The organism is Bacillus sp. RO1 (genome assembly GCF_012524115.1).
Lineage (GTDB): Bacteria > Bacillota > Bacilli > Bacillales > Bacillaceae_I > Sutcliffiella_A.
In genome coordinates, this window is sequence record NZ_JAAZWB010000062.1 from 83146 (window position 1) to 98441 (window position 15296).

Here is a 15296-nt window from a genome sequence, read left to right on the forward strand (position 1 = left end):
ATTGTTTGTAGTGGATGAAAAAATGATGCTTACTTATAACCGGGCAAGTTTGAAGATGATACGAAACAATCTTCAAGTCTATGCAGTGGAAGCAAGTGACTCGGTCGCTCAAAACACCTATCACGAATCGATGATGAAAATCGACGACCTCCTTGCTAACATTGATTTGAAACTTAAGGAAATTTAATAATTCAGAGTTGTGAGTGAAGAGGTGTGTTTGTTGCCGCAGTGGATAGAGATTGTTGTAAGGTCTTTTGCAATCATTATTGGGCTGTTTTTGATTACGAAGCTTTTGGGGAAAAAGCAGCTGTCAAAGCTGTCTTTTTTTGAGTATATTGTTGGCATTACGGTGGGAGATATTGCAGGGACATTGTCGATGGATAGGGATCTGAATTTAACGAACGGTGTGACAAGTATATTGGTTTGGTCTCTTTTTCCGCTTGTGACCTCACAAATCTCCCTTCGAAATAAAAAGTTCCGAGATTTTGTGGAAGGAAATGCAACGGTGTTTGTTCGGGATGGAAAAATTATGGAACATAATCTGAAGAAAGAAAAGTACACTATAGATGAGTTTCTTGAGCAGTTGCGTAAGAAAGATATTTTTTCCGTGGATGACATCGAGTTTGCGACACTTGAGTCAAATGGTGATTTAAGTGTGCTATTGAAAAAAGAAAAGCAACCTGCTACATACGGTGATTTGCATCCTGACATTCCAGATCAGATAGAGCCACAAACGGTGATTATGGACGGGGAAATCTTAGACGAGCCCCTCTCTCAAATAGGTTTAAACCGGGCTTGGCTAGATGCGGAACTTGAGAAACGGAATGTCCTTTTAGATAATGTGTTCCTCGCTCAAGTGAATGCTTGGGGAGAAATGAGCGTAGATTTATATAATGATCATTTAAAAGCCGCGCCGTTTAAAGAAAAGATATTGACACTTGTGACGCTTGAAAAATGTATTTCTGATTTTTCGTTTCTAAGCGTTACAGCTAGTTCGGCCGAAAACCGCTCATCTTATCAGAGTGCTATGACTAGTCTGGAAGAGCTTAGCAGGAAGCTGCGCCCATTATTGAAGGGTTAAGCTTCCTGTTTTTTTTTCATTCATATAATAGCTTGAGGTGAAATGAGATGAGCGAATTTGATTTTGGGGAAGAACATTTAAAGTTTCTTTTTGAACGGTGGAAGGTTGATGAAGGGATCTCTGAGGCAGGTAAACAGGCAAAAATAAATATTAGTACTGCAGACGAAGGATTCATGTATCTGCAGCAGCTAGAAGCCAGAATGAATAAATACATTGGAAATTTGGAGCGGTGGATGGAAGGGAAAGCTAGTACTGTTGGGCCTGATTTAGAGGATGACGAAGAGTGAGTTTTTTATTTTTGTATTTTTGTATTTGCGGAGGGAGATCCCTTCGTTTTTTGTTTTTTTGAAAGTGGTAGAAGGGTTTCTTTAAACGGTAAAAGGTGATTTGAGGAAGATAGAAGCTACAGGGTAAACGGTAGAACTGACGCCGGGAAATGTAGTAGGTAACTTGGGAAATGTAGAAGCACATATACATCATGTTAAAACTAAACTTAATATACTCCGCCAGATCCTCCCGATCCACACTCACTAAAAAAAAATCCGCAAAACTGCACATTGCCCGTAAAAGCGCCCATACCGTTTTTTGAAAAGTACATATAGTAATAGGGAATCTTCATTAAGGAGGTGCGAGATTATGGGTTACTATGGAGGCTATCCTTATGGTGTAGGTGGCGCTGGCTACGGTTACGGTTGTGGCAACCAAGGCGGCACATTCGTGCTAATCGTTGTTCTATTCATTCTTTTAATCATCGTTGGTGCATCTAAATTCTATTAATAATTAATTAGTGGGAATATGGAAAGTACGGGAAGTGTCCCCGTGCTTTTCTGTTTCGTCCACCACCACAGTAGTGAGTGATGAATTATTAGTGGCACACCGATAGGCTCTCTCACATACAATGTGATATATCCGAGAGGAGGATGTTTGGTGGATAATAATATTTTTAAAGGCATTGAGAAGAAAACGGGCGTAAGTATGAAGGACGTATTTGAGCTTGCTAATTCGATGCAGAACGCGAATTTCAAAGACGAGCAGACGGTGCGAAATCTAGTGTCTCGTGTAGCGACGTTGGCGAATAAGAAGGTACCTAAGGAATTGGAAGATAAGATTGTTAATACATTGATTAATGGCAATAAGCCGGTTGATATGGGGACTATTTCGAAGATGTTGAATGAGAAGAAGAAGTAAAAAAACATCTGCCTTCCACGTTTGTGAGTGGGGCAGATGTTTTTTGTTGCGTAAAACGCCGCTGTGGATTTCCGCAAATGGCTTCGCTTTCCTAGGGGAGGTGCTTGAGCCTCCTCGGCTTCGCCTGTGGGGATCTCAAGCTACCGCTATCTCCCTTAGGAGTCTTCGCCTTTTACTCCAATTCACAGCTATGTTATCTATAGAAGGGAGCTGAACTTGAAACTCCTATTCAATCGTCTCCAAATCCTGCAACACGATATTTCGGTCGGCCTCTTTTGCGATTAGTGTGGATGCTTCTTTTGTCAGGTTAAGGTATTTTTCCTTTGCCACTCTATCTCCGATTAGGCTGTAAGCTCGGGCTAGAGCTTCGTACGCGAATGCGAGGTCAAAGTCCTTAATCTCATGCTCTAAAACGATTTCAAGGTTTCTTTTTGCATGCGCAAGGCACGGTTCTGGGCGTCGTAAAACGGCATAAACCCTTGATATTTGCCATTCGCCTCGAGAGAAGTTAACCGGTTCACCAATTTCGCCCCAGTGGAAGCGGGAAGCATGTGCTTTATGTATCATTTGGAAATCTTCTACTGGAGTCCGTTCCGGTTTCTCCATCAAATCCCATACTTCATTGAATAAGTTAATCGCTGTTTTTCTATGAAAGGTATATTGTAAATCTTGCTCTTCCTGTGTGCCGTTGGTCATTGGGCATCCCCTCTTCCAAAAAATATCTATATACTCCAAATAATATCATTTTTCAGAAAGAAAATGGAGCAAATTAATACACACAACCTTCTTTTCGTTTTAGTAGTTCTGCCTCCAGTAGCTGTATAAAATAGTGATCAAGATTCTCTGCTTTGGCATTTTCATATGCAAACTGAAGAGATTCATCGGAAAGTTTTGTGATGGAACAGTTATCGTGAGGATCCAATGTTTTCAAAAGATTATACCCCTTTCAACTCATCTATAAAGGGTACATACCCAGATAGGAGCAGTTGAAACGTACTTTTCAACTATTCTAAAAATAAAGTTTTTTCAATTGATTTTTGTTGACAAAACGAAAAAGCGCAATCCTAAGGACGAGGAAGGATTTGCGCTTTACGTTAGAGAATATCTTTTATAAATCTAGTCATGTATGCCTTTTTTCCGCGACGATTCATGGGGATGGAGAGCTGCAATGTTTCCTTGGCTCTCGTGATGGCCACATACAAAAGCCTGCGTTCTTCTTCTAGTGCCCCGAGTTCGCCATTTCGATAGGCTTCTAGTGCAAAATCATGTGGTAGACTGCCATCGACGGCGCTAAGGACATAAACATTATTATACTCAAGTCCCTTAGAGCGATGGATGGTGGAGAGGTGGATGGCATTTGTATATTGCTTACTAAGCCTTTTCATTTCATCCGTTTTGGCAATCATATCTTCTACATGTTCTAGAAATTCACCGATGTTCTTGAACTTCCGGGCAACCACCTTTAAGTCGCGAATATCATCGGATCCCTTTTCGAGTGCATTCCCCTCATTGCCACGTTTCTTAATATATTCATCAAACCCCATGTCTTTTTCAATCATCTCCAGTGCAACGGAAGGGGAGACGTTGGCAAGTGTTTTGAATAATGGAATGATCCGTTTGATTTTTTTTACTTGAAATGGCTGTACATTGGTCAATTTACTCAATGATTTTACTAAACTGCAATCTTCCAAAATACTAATGGCTTTTGCATCTTGGAGGTTTGATTGCTTGAGGAACAGAGCCGGCAGTATGTCTGATAAGGCATGTACATCATTGGAGTCCCGACTTAATCGAAGGAAACCGAGGATGCCTTTCACAATCCTTCTTTTATAAAAGCTTTCGTAATCTTGATCAAGCTTGAATGGAAGGCCGGATTGTGAGAGCCTCTCAAAAATCGCGCGTGCGGCACTATGGGTCCGGTATAGAACCGCAAAATCACTAGGGGTGGCGCCTTGTTCAATTTTTTCCTTTATATCTTGTACGATAATGGTAGCTTCCTCTTCCTCATCATAAGGGTAAAAAAGTACAGGGTATTGCTTGTTGTCACGTTGAGCGATCATCTTTTTTACTCTTCTGTTCCTGTTTTTTTCAATTACCTGATTGGCTACCGCAACTATTGTGTGAGTTGATCGGTAGTTTTCAGAAAGAGTGATGACTTTGGTAGAAGGAAAGTCCTTGTGGAAGTTTAATATATAATCGGGACTGCTGCCTCGAAACGCATAAATTGACTGATCATCATCCCCAACCGCGCAGATATTTCCAATTGTGGCGAGTAGTTTCATTGTTTCATATTGAACTTTATTTATATCTTGAAACTCATCAATTAGGAAATATTGAAACCTTTTCTGGTATTTCGTGAGCAGAGTTGGATTTTCCAACAAAAGTTCATAGCAGCCAAGCAACATATCATCAAAGTCAAATACATTCTTCTCGCGCTTCCAGTCCTCATAGTCTTGATATAGACTTTGAAACTGCTCTTCTAGCTTGCTGGTCGGTTTAATCTCCTTTGGTCTCTGCATATTGTTTTTCCAATAGCCGATTTGCTGAATGGCCTGATCGAATGGGAAGTCCTTTTCATCCAAACCAAGCTTGCGGCCAGCCTGTTTTAGAAACTGCTCCTTTTGCCAATCCCATTTCAACAAGTTCTCCCCGTTCCATCTCTGGGGGTGATGGTGTTGAAGCATTCTGTAGAAAATGCTGTGAAACGTACCGGATAGTAGATTAGTGAATAGTCTTGAACCAGAGGTCTCATAAAGGCGCAGTCGTTCTTTCATTTCATTGGCTGCCTTTGCTGTAAAGGTTATAAGCATAATGGATTTTGGATCGACTTGTTCCTCTTGGACCATATAAGCAACCCGAGTGATTAAAACCCGTGTTTTCCCGCTACCGGCACCTGCTAGAACCAGTAATGGCCCATCTACTGTCGAAACGGCTTCTTGCTGGGCCGTATCTAGATATATATTTTTTTCTTGTAATCCATGAAAAAACCCTCTTATATTTAAATGGCTTTCCGTATGTTCTTTAATAAAGATAGGAAGATGTGTTAGGGGCTTCGGAGCTTTCCAGGTCTCCACTGGCTTTTCTTTTTCGGCAATAATTGTTCTCGATTTAGGATAGCGAAATCCATTTCGCTCCACATATTCCTGTTCTTTGGTTACCACTGTCTCTGTCTTCGGTATTTCTTCTTTATGAGTTATAGAAGCATCTATGTGGAAAAAATGAGGTTCTTTCCTTAATCCTAAATAAAGCTTGACACTCTCACCACAGATTTTGCATGTGAGGTCGCCCTTTACTCCGGCTTCGTACACCTCTTGATACAATTCTCTGGTCATTGATTTTATATGTAATGTTCGTTCTTTCCATACAGCATACTTCATATGTGTAGACTCCTTTATAACCGTCAATCTTATCCATAGTACCACATATTATATTGGGAGAACACGAATCAAAGGAAGTTTGTGTTATGCAAAAACAGGGAAAAATATAGGTAGGATAGGAAGGGGAGAAATGTGATGGGATATGTTTTACCAGTACAAATGGATGCCTATACACAATATGCAAACCGTACTATTTCCGAGAAACAAAGGCTTAAGCTTGATCCTGTAATAAGGCCGACCTTTTATAGAGTGGACCCGCAGCTATCATGGGAAGAAATTCATAAAAATACACACCACAGCCAGTTTAATCGAAAAAGAGATAAGCAGGCTTCTGGCATTTCCGATAAATTATTGGCCGACATAACAGGAAAAGGGCGCTTCTTTCACGAAATCATATAGTAGTTTAAAGAAATAGGAGTGTGTATTACGTGGAGTTTCATCCAATAACAGAGAACGTTTTTTATTTTCAAGGGGCCGTTAACTTAGGTTATGTGCGTTTTTCGACCAGAGAAGGAATGCTCATTGATGCAGGGCTTGAAGAACAGTCAATGAAAAAAGTGTTAAAAACGCTTAAAAAAAAGGAACTACCATTAACTCATTTATTCATTACCCATGCGCATGCAGACCATTACGGAGGAGCGGCCTTTTTGCAAGAGCAACAAAAGGTTTATACAATCGCTCCTAAATTCGAAGTTGCAATCCTTCAAGAACCGATGCTAGAGCCTTTGTACTTGTTTCATGGAGTGAATCCAATCCAAGACTGGCGGAATAAGTTTTTAGAGGGAAAGCCGGTAAAAGTGGATCTAATTCTTGAAGAAGCACGTGAGGTAACAGTAGGGGATGTTCATTTCAGGACCGTTGATTTACCCGGACACAGTTACCATCAGTTTGGAGTGATGGTCGAGGAAATCCTGTTTGCCGCAGACGCCTATTTCGGTGTGGAGGTCTTACATAAACATGGCATACCTTATATTGTCGATGCAAAACAGACTTTGGAAAGCCTTGATAAAATAAAGAGCCTCCCATGTGTAGGTGCTGTACCTGGACATGGGAGGTATGAAAAGAACTTCCTTTCTACCATTGAAGAAAATATACAGGTTCACCGCCAGATCGAGATCTTACTATTTTCGCTAGTTAATACAGTTAAAGAAGGCCTAACTATTGAACAGCTAGTTACAAAAGCTTGCGACGAAAAAGGAATTATCATTCGCAATGTGCCGTCATTTATGTTATTCAGAACAGCGGTGACAGCTTATTTGACCAAATTAATACAAGAAGAACGCGTGAAGCTAATCGTTCGAGACAATCAATTGGTCGTAGAATCTTCTTCTGTATAAGGCATAACAAATATTGGCTTTCCTTCTTCCCATTCGGCAAATACAATGTCTTGTGGGGTATGGTAGCCAATTTTTTTTATTTCGTTTAATAGCCATTGCTCTGAGAGGTTGAATTCATCTAAATTGTCCTTTAAAATTTCTCCGTCAGAAATAACAGGAATCGGTAGTGTGACACTTTTTATAGGGATATTTAGATCTTCATTAATAGGTTGAGCATATGTGTGTTTCTTTAAAACACTGACAGTTCCATCTGTTTCAAGTATCGCATAATACACTTCTTGAATGGAGAAAGCACCTTTTGATCGAAGCAGATGTCGTAGTTGATCAATATCTAGTTTAGATTTCTTCAACTCCTTTTTGTTTATCATTCCTTTATGTATAACGATAGACGGTCTGCCTTCTAGTATCCCTCTAGTTTTGCGCACTTTCTGTGTGATCGTTTCAAGCAAAAAGACCAATAACCCCCACATTCCCAATGCGAAGATGATTTTTACCACTCCAATATCGTTATCATATAACGCATTTCCTACAAGTTCCCCTAAAACGAGAGCGGAAATAAAGTCAAAGGGAGTTATTTGGGTAATCTGTGTTTTTCCTAGTAACTGGGTGATGAAAAATAATGCAAAGAAGCCAATTACCAATTCCACTGCAATTCGACCGTAGTCCATCATCATTGTTGTGTCATCCTTTATGTTAGGTCCTTGACAGTAGTATTAGTTACGAGCGGTTAAAGTATGAAAACAAAAAAGATATCTCTCGTCAGGTTTCCCTTGGAGAGATATCTTTTTAGATATTTTTAGTCATGGTGACATGGGGAATTCCTGCATCCATAAAAATGTCAGAAATCGTTTCATAACCAAGCTTTGCATAAAAGGCTTCCGCATGTGTTTGAGCATTTAGCTTTAATACATGCATTTCCTTTGTCTTTGCATACTCTTCTATGGTGTTCATGATAAGTCGGCCGGCGCCTTTGGATGTACGATATGAAGGGAGGACGCATATTCGCTCTACCTTTCCGATGCCTTCCACAATACGAAAGCGACCAGCTCCGACTGCTTGATCTTCATCATATAATACAAAATGGGTGGAGTCTTCTTCGTATTGATCAATCTCTTCTTCTAGAGGAACATGCTGCTCTTCCACAAATACCGTTTTCCTCACAGAATAAGCATCCTGCAGTTCTTTGTCTGTATCTACAACTTGTACATGCAAGGGTCAGCAATCCTTTCCAAATCGGAATGTTTCATAGACCGTCCACATGCCATCTTCTAATTGATATAAAAGGTGGAAGCGGTCAACCATTTCTTCGTGTTCAATATTGGTCATTTTTAATTGACCCAGAACGTCCGAGTGTTCATCATCAGATAAATTTTGCCCGATCGTTATATGTGGCACATAGGAAAATTCCCGATTATCTTGGAAATATCCTATGCCGGAATGAAGCTTTTCATGGAGTGATAAAAGTTCGTCTGTTGGATCTACTTTAAGGTAAATGACATTGTTTACTGGAGCAAAAGAGCTCACTTTGTAAATGTTCAAAGGGATTGGTGTAGTATCTTTCGCGATAGCTGCAAGCTCATCGGTTACTGATTTCATATCACTTTCATCTATTTCGAAAGCTGTTTTCAACGTCACATGCGGCGGAATTAATGCGTAGTGTGTGTCATAACGTTTTCGAAATGAATTTGCGAGATCTTGTAATTTTTTGGTCGGAAAAATAGCTATTCCATATTTCATCCAATATCCCTCCTATTAGCGTTTGCAATTTAGTAACTTCTATTTTTATTTTATCTTAATTTTTTTCAAAAGAATAGAAAAGTTTCCCGTTCATGCTTAAATAACTATTGGTGTTGGATAACACCTGTAGTTTTTCGTTCCGGATATTCGTTTTGACGGGGGCGGGTGTTCTTCTCGTCTTAGCTAAGTCCGCTGAAAAAGTCTTTGAATTTAGATATTGTTTAGAAATCGCTGTGGATTTCCGCAAATGGCTTCGCTTTCCTAGGGACGGTGCTTGAGCCTCCTCGCTATGCTGCGGGGTCTCAAGCTACCGCTATTTCCCTCAGGAGTCTTCGCCATATGCTCCAATCCACAGCTCGAAATTACTAACTACTATAAAATTTCAGTTTTTCAGAGGCCTCACTTCGTCTATTGTTAGGTCTAAAGTCTATCGCTACCTTCCGCCGAAGTACCATATCATACACTTTAAACTACAGGGCAATCTCACTTAGATTACGAGAGCATTTTTGGTAGGGCTTGTTTTAGGTCTGGTTGCCAGTAGGTCCAGGTATGTGTGCCTTCAAATTCTTCGTAGTATACAGAGAATCCTTTTTCTTTCATTAGTGAGTGCAGTGCTCGGTTTGGTTCGATGAAATTTTTCTTTTCTCCATTTGTGGTAGGCACTTCGGTTTCCATTGTACCAATTACATGATAAAGAGAGAGGAAGGAAGGTTGGCCGAAATCTTCCACTTTAGACATAACCTTTTCATCCACATATGGAGATTGCATGATCACTTTTCCAAATGTGTGTGGATAAGAAAGAGCGGTCATCAAGGAAACAGTGGCAGCTAAAGAATCTCCAATAAGAGCTCGTCCCATACCCATTTGATACGATGGATACTTTTCATCGATATATGGTGTCAGTTCATGTGCAAGGAAGCGAATGTACGCACTGTTTTTGCTTCCGTCTGGATGATACTTTTCCCATCGATCTTTTACGTTTTTGTAAGGAATTCCTACGATAATGGTATTTTGCATTTCGTTAGCGGCTAGCAGTTTGTCCGTTATGCTTCCAATACGACCTAGTGTGAAGTAGTCTTTTCCATCCTGTGCGATAAGTATGTTGTATTTATAGAGTGGTGAATAGTTAGCTGGTGTGTATACCATTAGGGTCATTTCTTCATTAAGTTCGTTGCTGTAGAGTGTGAACTCCTCAATACGCCCAACGTTTTTGCTCATTGTTCATTACCTCCTGTGATGCCTTTATCTATTGTGGTAAGCGCTTTACCCACTATAATACCATATCTTTAATCTATTTGTTGAATGGTAAGCTTTGTTGTCGAGAGTTTTTCAAACTCCCTATTGCCTTTCGTTTCAGGTGTTCGCTTTCCGCGGGGCGTGTGCTTGAGCCTCCTTCCTGCGTTGGAGGCCACTGGAAAAAGTCTTTGATAAACACCGCTGGTGATTTCCGTAAATGGCTTCGCTTTCCTAGGGGCTGACGTGAGCCTCCACGGCTACGCCTGCGGGGTCTCCACCTAGCGCTATCTCCCTCAGGACAAGGAAGGCTTCGGCAGCGATTCATCGCACGAAGAAAATGCGTAGCATTTTCGAGGAGTCTTCGCCTTTTGCTCCAATTACCAGCTAGTAATCATTAAAAACTTTACGTTATCAGTTTTTCAATGGCCTCACTCGTTGCGGGGTCTCAAGCTACCGCTACCTTCCACTCCAGTCAAAAGGGTGTTGTAATTTAACAGTAAAAACCTCATTATAAATTATTTCAATTATTTTCTGTCAATATATTGACCTTTTGCACATACGTTATATAATATATTTTATCCAATTAAACCGATTAATCTAATATGGATTATAAGAAAAGTGTAAAGTAGGTGCATGGGTTGTTTTTACAGATCTCTGATATATCAAAAGTCTATACCCAACAAAATGTTGAAAATAAAGTGCTTTCATCCATAAATGTTGACATAAAAGAAGGGGAGTTTGTATCCATTCTTGGGCCATCTGGCTGTGGGAAATCCACCTTGCTTTCCATGGTTGCAGGATTACTTAAACCTACAGAAGGAGTAATCCGACTGAAGGGATCGGTAATTACAAAGCCAGGGAAAGACAGAGGGATGGTGTTTCAGCAGGCGGCTTTATTTCCTTGGATGACGGTGGAAGAAAATGTGCTTTTTGCAATACGTGATCTAAAAGACAAGGAAGAAAGAGAAAAGAGAGCCCTTCATTACTTAAAAATGGTGCAGCTTGGCAGTAACCTTAAACAATATCCACATGAATTATCGGGTGGAATGCAGCAAAGGGTATCTATAGCTCGAGCACTTGCTATGGATCCGACTGTTCTTTTAATGGATGAACCGTTTGGTGCCTTAGATGAACAAACGCGCTTGCGACTTCAACAGGAACTAGAAACGATTTGGTTGCAGACGAAGAAAACCGTATTGTTTGTCACACATAGCATTCATGAATCAATTAAACTGTCTGACCGGATCCTTGTAATGGGAACTCGACCTGGAACAATTATCGCAGACATAAAAGTAGATGCCGTTCGTCCTCGTTTACGGACAAATGAAGAGGTAGCACTGCTAGAAGCACAAATCAGTCTAATGTTAGAAAAAGAGATTGATAAGGTTGTAGAAGAGGAGTTGAGACGATGAAAGCTGGAGTTAAACGACTCATTTTCTTTGCATCCTTATTTATTATTTGGGAAGTAGTGGTGCTCATAATCGGTTGGTCACCGGCTGTGATGCCAAAACCATCGAATGTGGCTGTGGCACTATACCAAGGGTTTATGGATAAAACATTACTCTATGATTTAGGGGCGAGTTTTAAGCGCCTTGGAGTGGGACTGTTTTTGGCGCTCATAATCGGAACCCTGCTCGGGATTTGGCTTGCGAAGTCGAAAACGGCAGATGAAACAGTAGGAACGCTTGTCCTGGCTCTGCAAAGTGTACCTAGTATTGTGTGGTTGCCTTTAGCAATCATATGGTTCGGTTTTAACGAAACGGCTATCATCTTTATTGTAACGCTTGGTGGGACGCTAGTTATGACAATAAACATGAGGATGGGAATAAAAAGTGTCCCTCCCTTATATATAAAAGCTGCTTCCACAATGGGAGCAAGTGGTGTGGAGATGTTTTGGAAGATTATTTTACCTGCATCCGTTCCTTACGCAGTGACAGGTGCAAGGCTTGCATGGGCGTTTGCATGGAGAGCACTGATGGCAGCTGAATTATTGAGTATGGGACCTGGTTTAGGCTATACGTTGAAATATGCAGCTGATTTCGGCCAGATGAGTTTAGTATTTGGAGTCATCATAATAATTTGTGTAATTGGTTCAGTGGTTGATCTAGTTATCTTCCAGCGCTTTGAGAAAAATGTCATCAAACGCTGGGGCTTGGATTCATAAATAGAGAGTATGGGAGGAAAAGAGATGAAAAAAGGTTGGTTGATTGTTAGTGCATTATTCTTAATAGCAATGGGGGTCCTTACTGGTTGCGGTTCTGACACAAGCGGATCTAATGGCAAAGAGAAAGTTGTAATTGGATATTTTCCTAATATCGATCATGTTCCAGCAATGGTGGCGCGTGAGAAGGCTTTATATGAAGAAGCTCTTGGTGATCAATATGAAGTGGAATACAAAACCTTCCCTGATGGTGGGGCATTTATGACGGCATTGAAAACAGGAGATATTCACGGTGGCTTAGTTGGACCAGGTCCGGCAATGAACAATTATGTAAGCGGAGCTGATGTGAAAGTGGTGGCGGGAGCTTCTTCTGGTGGAACGGTAATTATTGCAAGTAAGGAGAGTGGCATTACATCTATAGAAGGGCTTGATGGTGCTACATTCATCACACCAGGTGTTGGTTGTACGCATGACGTTCAAATGGAAACATTTTTACAAGATTATGGTTTATCCTCTGCTCGTATTGGGGGAAGTATGAAGCATGTAACAGGAAACCCTGCACAATACGCGGGGATGTTTGAAGCAGAAAGTGTAGATGCTGCTGCAGTTCCGGAGCCATGGGCTTCCTTGTTATCTATCGAGCACGGTGCGAATATTCTTGTTGACAGTAAAGAGATTTCGTTTGGTACTACTCTACCTAATACAATCTTTGTTACAAGTGGCAAGCTGATTGACGAAAATAAAGATTTGGTACAAAAGTTAGTGGATGCACACCAAGAATCAATAGACTTTATTTCAGAAAATCCGGATGAGGCAAAAGACATTGCGATTACTTCTATTAAGGAATTGACAAACCAAGAACTTTCAAAAGAAGTAATTGATTCTGCTTGGGAAAGAATTCGCTTTACTCATGAAGTAGATGCGGAAGTGGTGCAGGAATTCGCAAACTCCTCCTTTGAACTTAAATTCTTAAAGGAAAAGCCTGATTTCAAAGATTTCATTGATTCACAATTTGTTAACTAGCATTTCATAAGAGTGTCGGGCTATAATGGTCACGACACTTTTTTATGAGTTTGGAGGAATAAACTTGAATAGAATTTGGCCATTATTATCACTAGTAATCTTGCTAGCTTTGGCTGGGTGTGGAAGCAGTGAAGTTAATTTAGATGAGGAATTTTCCATGAAGCTTGAAGTTGAAGAATTAGAAGGTGTAAACCAGGAAGAACAAGCCTTTTCGAGTTCGGAGCATGAAGGAGAATTCTGGCTGGCTAATTTTATCTTCACCAATTGTGATACAGTTTGTCCCCCGATGACAGCCAATATGGCAAGGGTGCAGAGAGAAATGAAGGAAACAGGTGTTGAAGTTCCGATTGTATCCTTTAGCATCGATCCTGAGAATGATACCCCGGAAGCGTTAAAGGAATATGGTGATTTATATCAAGCAGATTATCAGGCATGGGATTTTGTCACTGGATATGACCAGGAAACGATAGAGCGATTTGCAAATGTATCGTTTATGGTACCAGCTTCCAAAGAAGAAGGTTCGGATCAGTATATGCATAGCACTAGTATATTCTTGGTGGATAAAGAAGGGTTTGTACGGGAATCATACAGTGGGTTGGATGTTCCTTTAGAAGAAATTATGGAAGACCTCGAAAAAATAACAGATTAATCAAGAGAATAATTACGTTTTCCTTGAACAGTCATATGATTGTCGTATGGGTGTTTTTCGTTTTTGTTAAGTAAGGGTTTTCAAAGCATAGCAAGTGAAGAGGTGGCAGCAACGGCTACCTCTTGTTCGTTACATTGATTGTTCATGTGAAGGTGATGAAAGCTGTTGTTTTGGAAGGTAATGTTCGACGAGTTGATCAAGGTAGTTAATTTTTTCAAGCGCAAGGTTCTTGTCAATTTGTTTATAGTGGTGATTTCCGCCTTTTTCCTCGTCCATTTCATCCGCTAGCTTCACTACTTTTTGTAATGGACTTCTTTTAACGTCAATTTCAGGCAGATAGGAATCTGTATGCAAAAGGATAGCTACAGATATCTTTTTAGCGTTTTGTGGATTTTCTCCTAAGCGAATCAATAGTTTGTGGGCGCGCTCTGCACCTTTGATTGCATGGATATCATTTTCTCTGTATAGCTCATAGTCCCATTTACCTTGTCGGTACCATTCATAATGTCCAATATCATGCAGAAGAGCTGCTTTCGTAGCCAAATCTACACTAACATTATATTTAAATGCCAAATGAAAGGCATGGTTGGCCACTTCTAGGGCGTGTGCAACGCCGGAGCGCTTTAAATACTTTTGTGTAATAGGGTGAGTAAAAATATCGGTAAGTGTTACTTCTCTCATTAATAGCTCCCTCCGATAAAAATGTGTTTCTTTATAGAATATCATATTTTGAGAGGAGTGTGCAATAAATAAGCGGGGTTAAATGACTTCATTTTCATATTTTTTTCTCATAGGGCGAAATGACAGTATACTCTGTAACAGAAAAGTCCTTTTTGTTTGGCGTAAATAACAAAAAGCGGTAACAGTTTTTTCATTGACCTCCAAAACCATAATATTCCTTTGGGTGATGGATCCGTCCTTTGCCATATAGATCATTTCTATGGGAGTTCTGGAAACTCTAAAGGTATCGAGTAATCGTTTCATCATATCATCTCCTTACATTTATTATATACGAACATACGTTTTATGTTCAACAAAAATACGAACATGCATTCTGGTTGTTTTTTGGGCAATTAGGAATATACTTGAAATAAGAAAGGAAGGTGATTATGTGAAACCATCTACCACATTGAAATGGGTAACTGGAGGAATGGAGGCGTTTTTGGCAATCCCTTTCCTTGGAGGTCTAACTGTGATGGGTTTTGGTTATTCTCCATTAGGCCTTATGTTGATTTTACATATAATTACGTTGGTGTTTAGTGCAAAAGAAGGGCAGAAGTTTCACGGCAGCATCTGGGGAATTGTTACTTCTTGCTTAGGGTGGGTCTTTTTGCTTGGTTGGGTCCTGCATACTTTAACGGCAATAATTCTTATGATTGATGCTTTTGCTTCGGGAAGGAAAGAAAAAGGTGTGCAAGTATGACCGTTCCAAGTTTGGGGCGGTTTTTAGTTTATTGGTTGACATCCGCTGTTGATCTCAGCAAAAGGCTTCGCTTTCCTAGGGGCT

Annotated in this window: 20 protein-coding genes; 12 read left to right on the forward strand and 8 right to left on the reverse strand. The window is 40.3% G+C overall.

The annotated features are described in order from the left end of the window. The first annotated feature begins 10 nt into the window (after positions 1 to 10). The 5 genes from HC179_RS08635 to spoVIF all read left to right on the forward strand — a co-directional run bounded on the left by HC179_RS08635 (position 11) and on the right by spoVIF (position 2269). Complete coding sequence (locus tag HC179_RS08635; protein ID WP_168863963.1) at positions 11 to 187, forward strand: hypothetical protein; 177 nt, start codon at positions 11 to 13, stop codon at positions 185 to 187. A 33-nt stretch (positions 188 to 220) separates the two neighbouring features. Beyond that, positions 221 to 1081: a DUF421 domain-containing protein gene (locus HC179_RS08640; RefSeq protein ID WP_168863964.1), complete on the forward strand. Its 861-nt coding sequence runs from the start codon at positions 221 to 223 to the stop codon at positions 1079 to 1081. Positions 1082 to 1128: 47 nt separating this feature from the next. Further along, on the forward strand, positions 1129 to 1368 hold the full coding sequence (locus tag HC179_RS08645) for a hypothetical protein (protein WP_168863965.1): 240 nt from the start codon (positions 1129 to 1131) through the stop codon (positions 1366 to 1368). Between the two features lie 349 nt (positions 1369 to 1717). Continuing rightward, positions 1718 to 1858: a YjcZ family sporulation protein gene (locus tag HC179_RS08650; protein ID WP_010192910.1), complete on the forward strand. Its 141-nt coding sequence runs from the start codon at positions 1718 to 1720 to the stop codon at positions 1856 to 1858. A 150-nt stretch (positions 1859 to 2008) separates the two neighbouring features. Further along, a complete protein-coding gene (gene spoVIF / locus HC179_RS08655) occupies positions 2009 to 2269 on the forward strand; it encodes a sporulation-specific transcription regulator SpoVIF (RefSeq protein WP_010192912.1) in 261 nt (86 codons plus the stop codon). A gap of 225 nt (positions 2270 to 2494) precedes the next feature. On the opposite strand, the gene HC179_RS08660 is transcribed toward spoVIF, so the two are convergent. From HC179_RS08660 to HC179_RS08670, 3 genes are all read right to left on the reverse strand, one after another. Then, the gene (locus HC179_RS08660; protein WP_168863966.1) at positions 2495 to 2965 is read right to left on the reverse strand and encodes a hypothetical protein; all 471 of its coding nucleotides are present in this window, start codon (positions 2963 to 2965) and stop codon (positions 2495 to 2497) included. Positions 2966 to 3038: 73 nt separating this feature from the next. After that, on the reverse strand, positions 3039 to 3200 hold the full coding sequence (sda, locus tag HC179_RS08665; protein ID WP_168863967.1) for a sporulation histidine kinase inhibitor Sda: 162 nt from the start codon (positions 3198 to 3200) through the stop codon (positions 3039 to 3041). A gap of 163 nt (positions 3201 to 3363) precedes the next feature. Next, the gene (locus tag HC179_RS08670) at positions 3364 to 5646 is read right to left on the reverse strand and encodes a UvrD-helicase domain-containing protein (RefSeq protein WP_168863968.1); all 2283 of its coding nucleotides are present in this window, start codon (positions 5644 to 5646) and stop codon (positions 3364 to 3366) included. 135 nt (positions 5647 to 5781) lie between these two features. Between HC179_RS08670 and HC179_RS08675 the strand changes: the two genes are divergently transcribed. Next, positions 5782 to 6045, forward strand: coding sequence for a hypothetical protein (locus tag HC179_RS08675; RefSeq protein ID WP_168863969.1), 264 nt, complete (start codon positions 5782 to 5784; stop codon positions 6043 to 6045). 29 nt (positions 6046 to 6074) lie between these two features. Next, on the forward strand, positions 6075 to 6983 hold the full coding sequence (locus HC179_RS08680) for an MBL fold metallo-hydrolase (RefSeq protein WP_168863970.1): 909 nt from the start codon (positions 6075 to 6077) through the stop codon (positions 6981 to 6983). Here the strand turns inward: HC179_RS08680 and HC179_RS08685 are convergent. The 4 genes from HC179_RS08685 to HC179_RS08700 form a co-directional block, all read right to left on the reverse strand. Further along, a complete protein-coding gene (locus HC179_RS08685; RefSeq protein ID WP_168864009.1) occupies positions 6953 to 7654 on the reverse strand; it encodes a DUF421 domain-containing protein in 702 nt (233 codons plus the stop codon). The genes HC179_RS08680 and HC179_RS08685 overlap by 31 nt on opposite strands. Before the next feature lie 115 nt (positions 7655 to 7769). Beyond that, complete coding sequence (locus HC179_RS08690; RefSeq protein WP_168863971.1) at positions 7770 to 8195, reverse strand: GNAT family N-acetyltransferase; 426 nt, start codon at positions 8193 to 8195, stop codon at positions 7770 to 7772. Positions 8196 to 8198: 3 nt separating this feature from the next. Further along, entirely contained in the window at positions 8199 to 8720 is a 522-nt protein-coding gene (locus HC179_RS08695) for a YjcG family protein (protein ID WP_168863972.1), read from the reverse strand. Between the two features lie 492 nt (positions 8721 to 9212). Next, complete coding sequence (locus tag HC179_RS08700) at positions 9213 to 9938, reverse strand: alpha/beta hydrolase (protein ID WP_168863973.1); 726 nt, start codon at positions 9936 to 9938, stop codon at positions 9213 to 9215. A 656-nt stretch (positions 9939 to 10594) separates the two neighbouring features. On the opposite strand from HC179_RS08700, the gene HC179_RS08705 reads away from it, so the two are divergent. The 4 genes from HC179_RS08705 to HC179_RS08720 all read left to right on the forward strand — a co-directional run bounded on the left by HC179_RS08705 (position 10595) and on the right by HC179_RS08720 (position 13789). Continuing rightward, positions 10595 to 11368: an ABC transporter ATP-binding protein gene (locus tag HC179_RS08705; RefSeq protein WP_168863974.1), complete on the forward strand. Its 774-nt coding sequence runs from the start codon at positions 10595 to 10597 to the stop codon at positions 11366 to 11368. Then, positions 11365 to 12120, forward strand: a complete 756-nt coding sequence (locus HC179_RS08710; RefSeq protein ID WP_010192933.1) for an ABC transporter permease — start codon at positions 11365 to 11367, stop codon at positions 12118 to 12120. Before HC179_RS08705 ends, HC179_RS08710 begins: the two co-directional genes overlap by 4 nt. A 24-nt stretch (positions 12121 to 12144) precedes the next feature. Next, on the forward strand, positions 12145 to 13140 hold the full coding sequence (locus HC179_RS08715) for an aliphatic sulfonate ABC transporter substrate-binding protein (protein ID WP_168863975.1): 996 nt from the start codon (positions 12145 to 12147) through the stop codon (positions 13138 to 13140). Positions 13141 to 13204: 64 nt separating this feature from the next. Beyond that, the gene (locus tag HC179_RS08720; protein WP_240948494.1) at positions 13205 to 13789 is read left to right on the forward strand and encodes an SCO family protein; all 585 of its coding nucleotides are present in this window, start codon (positions 13205 to 13207) and stop codon (positions 13787 to 13789) included. 129 nt (positions 13790 to 13918) lie between these two features. Here the strand turns inward: HC179_RS08720 and HC179_RS08725 are convergent, their stop codons facing one another. Then, a complete protein-coding gene (locus HC179_RS08725; RefSeq protein WP_148989539.1) occupies positions 13919 to 14470 on the reverse strand; it encodes an HD domain-containing protein in 552 nt (183 codons plus the stop codon). Between the two features lie 430 nt (positions 14471 to 14900). On the opposite strand from HC179_RS08725, the gene HC179_RS08730 reads away from it, so the two are divergent. Then, positions 14901 to 15212, forward strand: a complete 312-nt coding sequence (locus HC179_RS08730; protein ID WP_168863977.1) for a hypothetical protein — start codon at positions 14901 to 14903, stop codon at positions 15210 to 15212. Positions 15213 to 15296 lie beyond the last annotated feature (84 nt).

Coding starts and splice junctions, on each gene's coding strand:
- HC179_RS08645 (WP_168863965.1), top strand. CDS start 1,129: ATGAGCGAATTTGATTTTGGGGAAGAACATTTAAAGTTTCTTTTTGAA.
- HC179_RS08650 (WP_010192910.1), top strand. CDS start 1,718: ATGGGTTACTATGGAGGCTATCCTTATGGTGTAGGTGGCGCTGGCTAC.
- HC179_RS08660 (WP_168863966.1), bottom strand. CDS start 2,965: ATGACCAACGGCACACAGGAAGAGCAAGATTTACAATATACCTTTCAT.
- HC179_RS08670 (WP_168863968.1), bottom strand. CDS start 5,646: ATGAAGTATGCTGTATGGAAAGAACGAACATTACATATAAAATCAATG.
- HC179_RS08675 (WP_168863969.1), top strand. CDS start 5,782: ATGGGATATGTTTTACCAGTACAAATGGATGCCTATACACAATATGCA.
- HC179_RS08685 (WP_168864009.1), bottom strand. CDS start 7,654: ATGATGGACTACGGTCGAATTGCAGTGGAATTGGTAATTGGCTTCTTT.
- HC179_RS08695 (WP_168863972.1), bottom strand. CDS start 8,720: ATGAAATATGGAATAGCTATTTTTCCGACCAAAAAATTACAAGATCTC.
- HC179_RS08700 (WP_168863973.1), bottom strand. CDS start 9,938: ATGAGCAAAAACGTTGGGCGTATTGAGGAGTTCACACTCTACAGCAAC.
- HC179_RS08710 (WP_010192933.1), top strand. CDS start 11,365: ATGAAAGCTGGAGTTAAACGACTCATTTTCTTTGCATCCTTATTTATT.
- HC179_RS08715 (WP_168863975.1), top strand. CDS start 12,145: ATGAAAAAAGGTTGGTTGATTGTTAGTGCATTATTCTTAATAGCAATG.
- HC179_RS08725 (WP_148989539.1), bottom strand. CDS start 14,470: ATGAGAGAAGTAACACTTACCGATATTTTTACTCACCCTATTACACAA.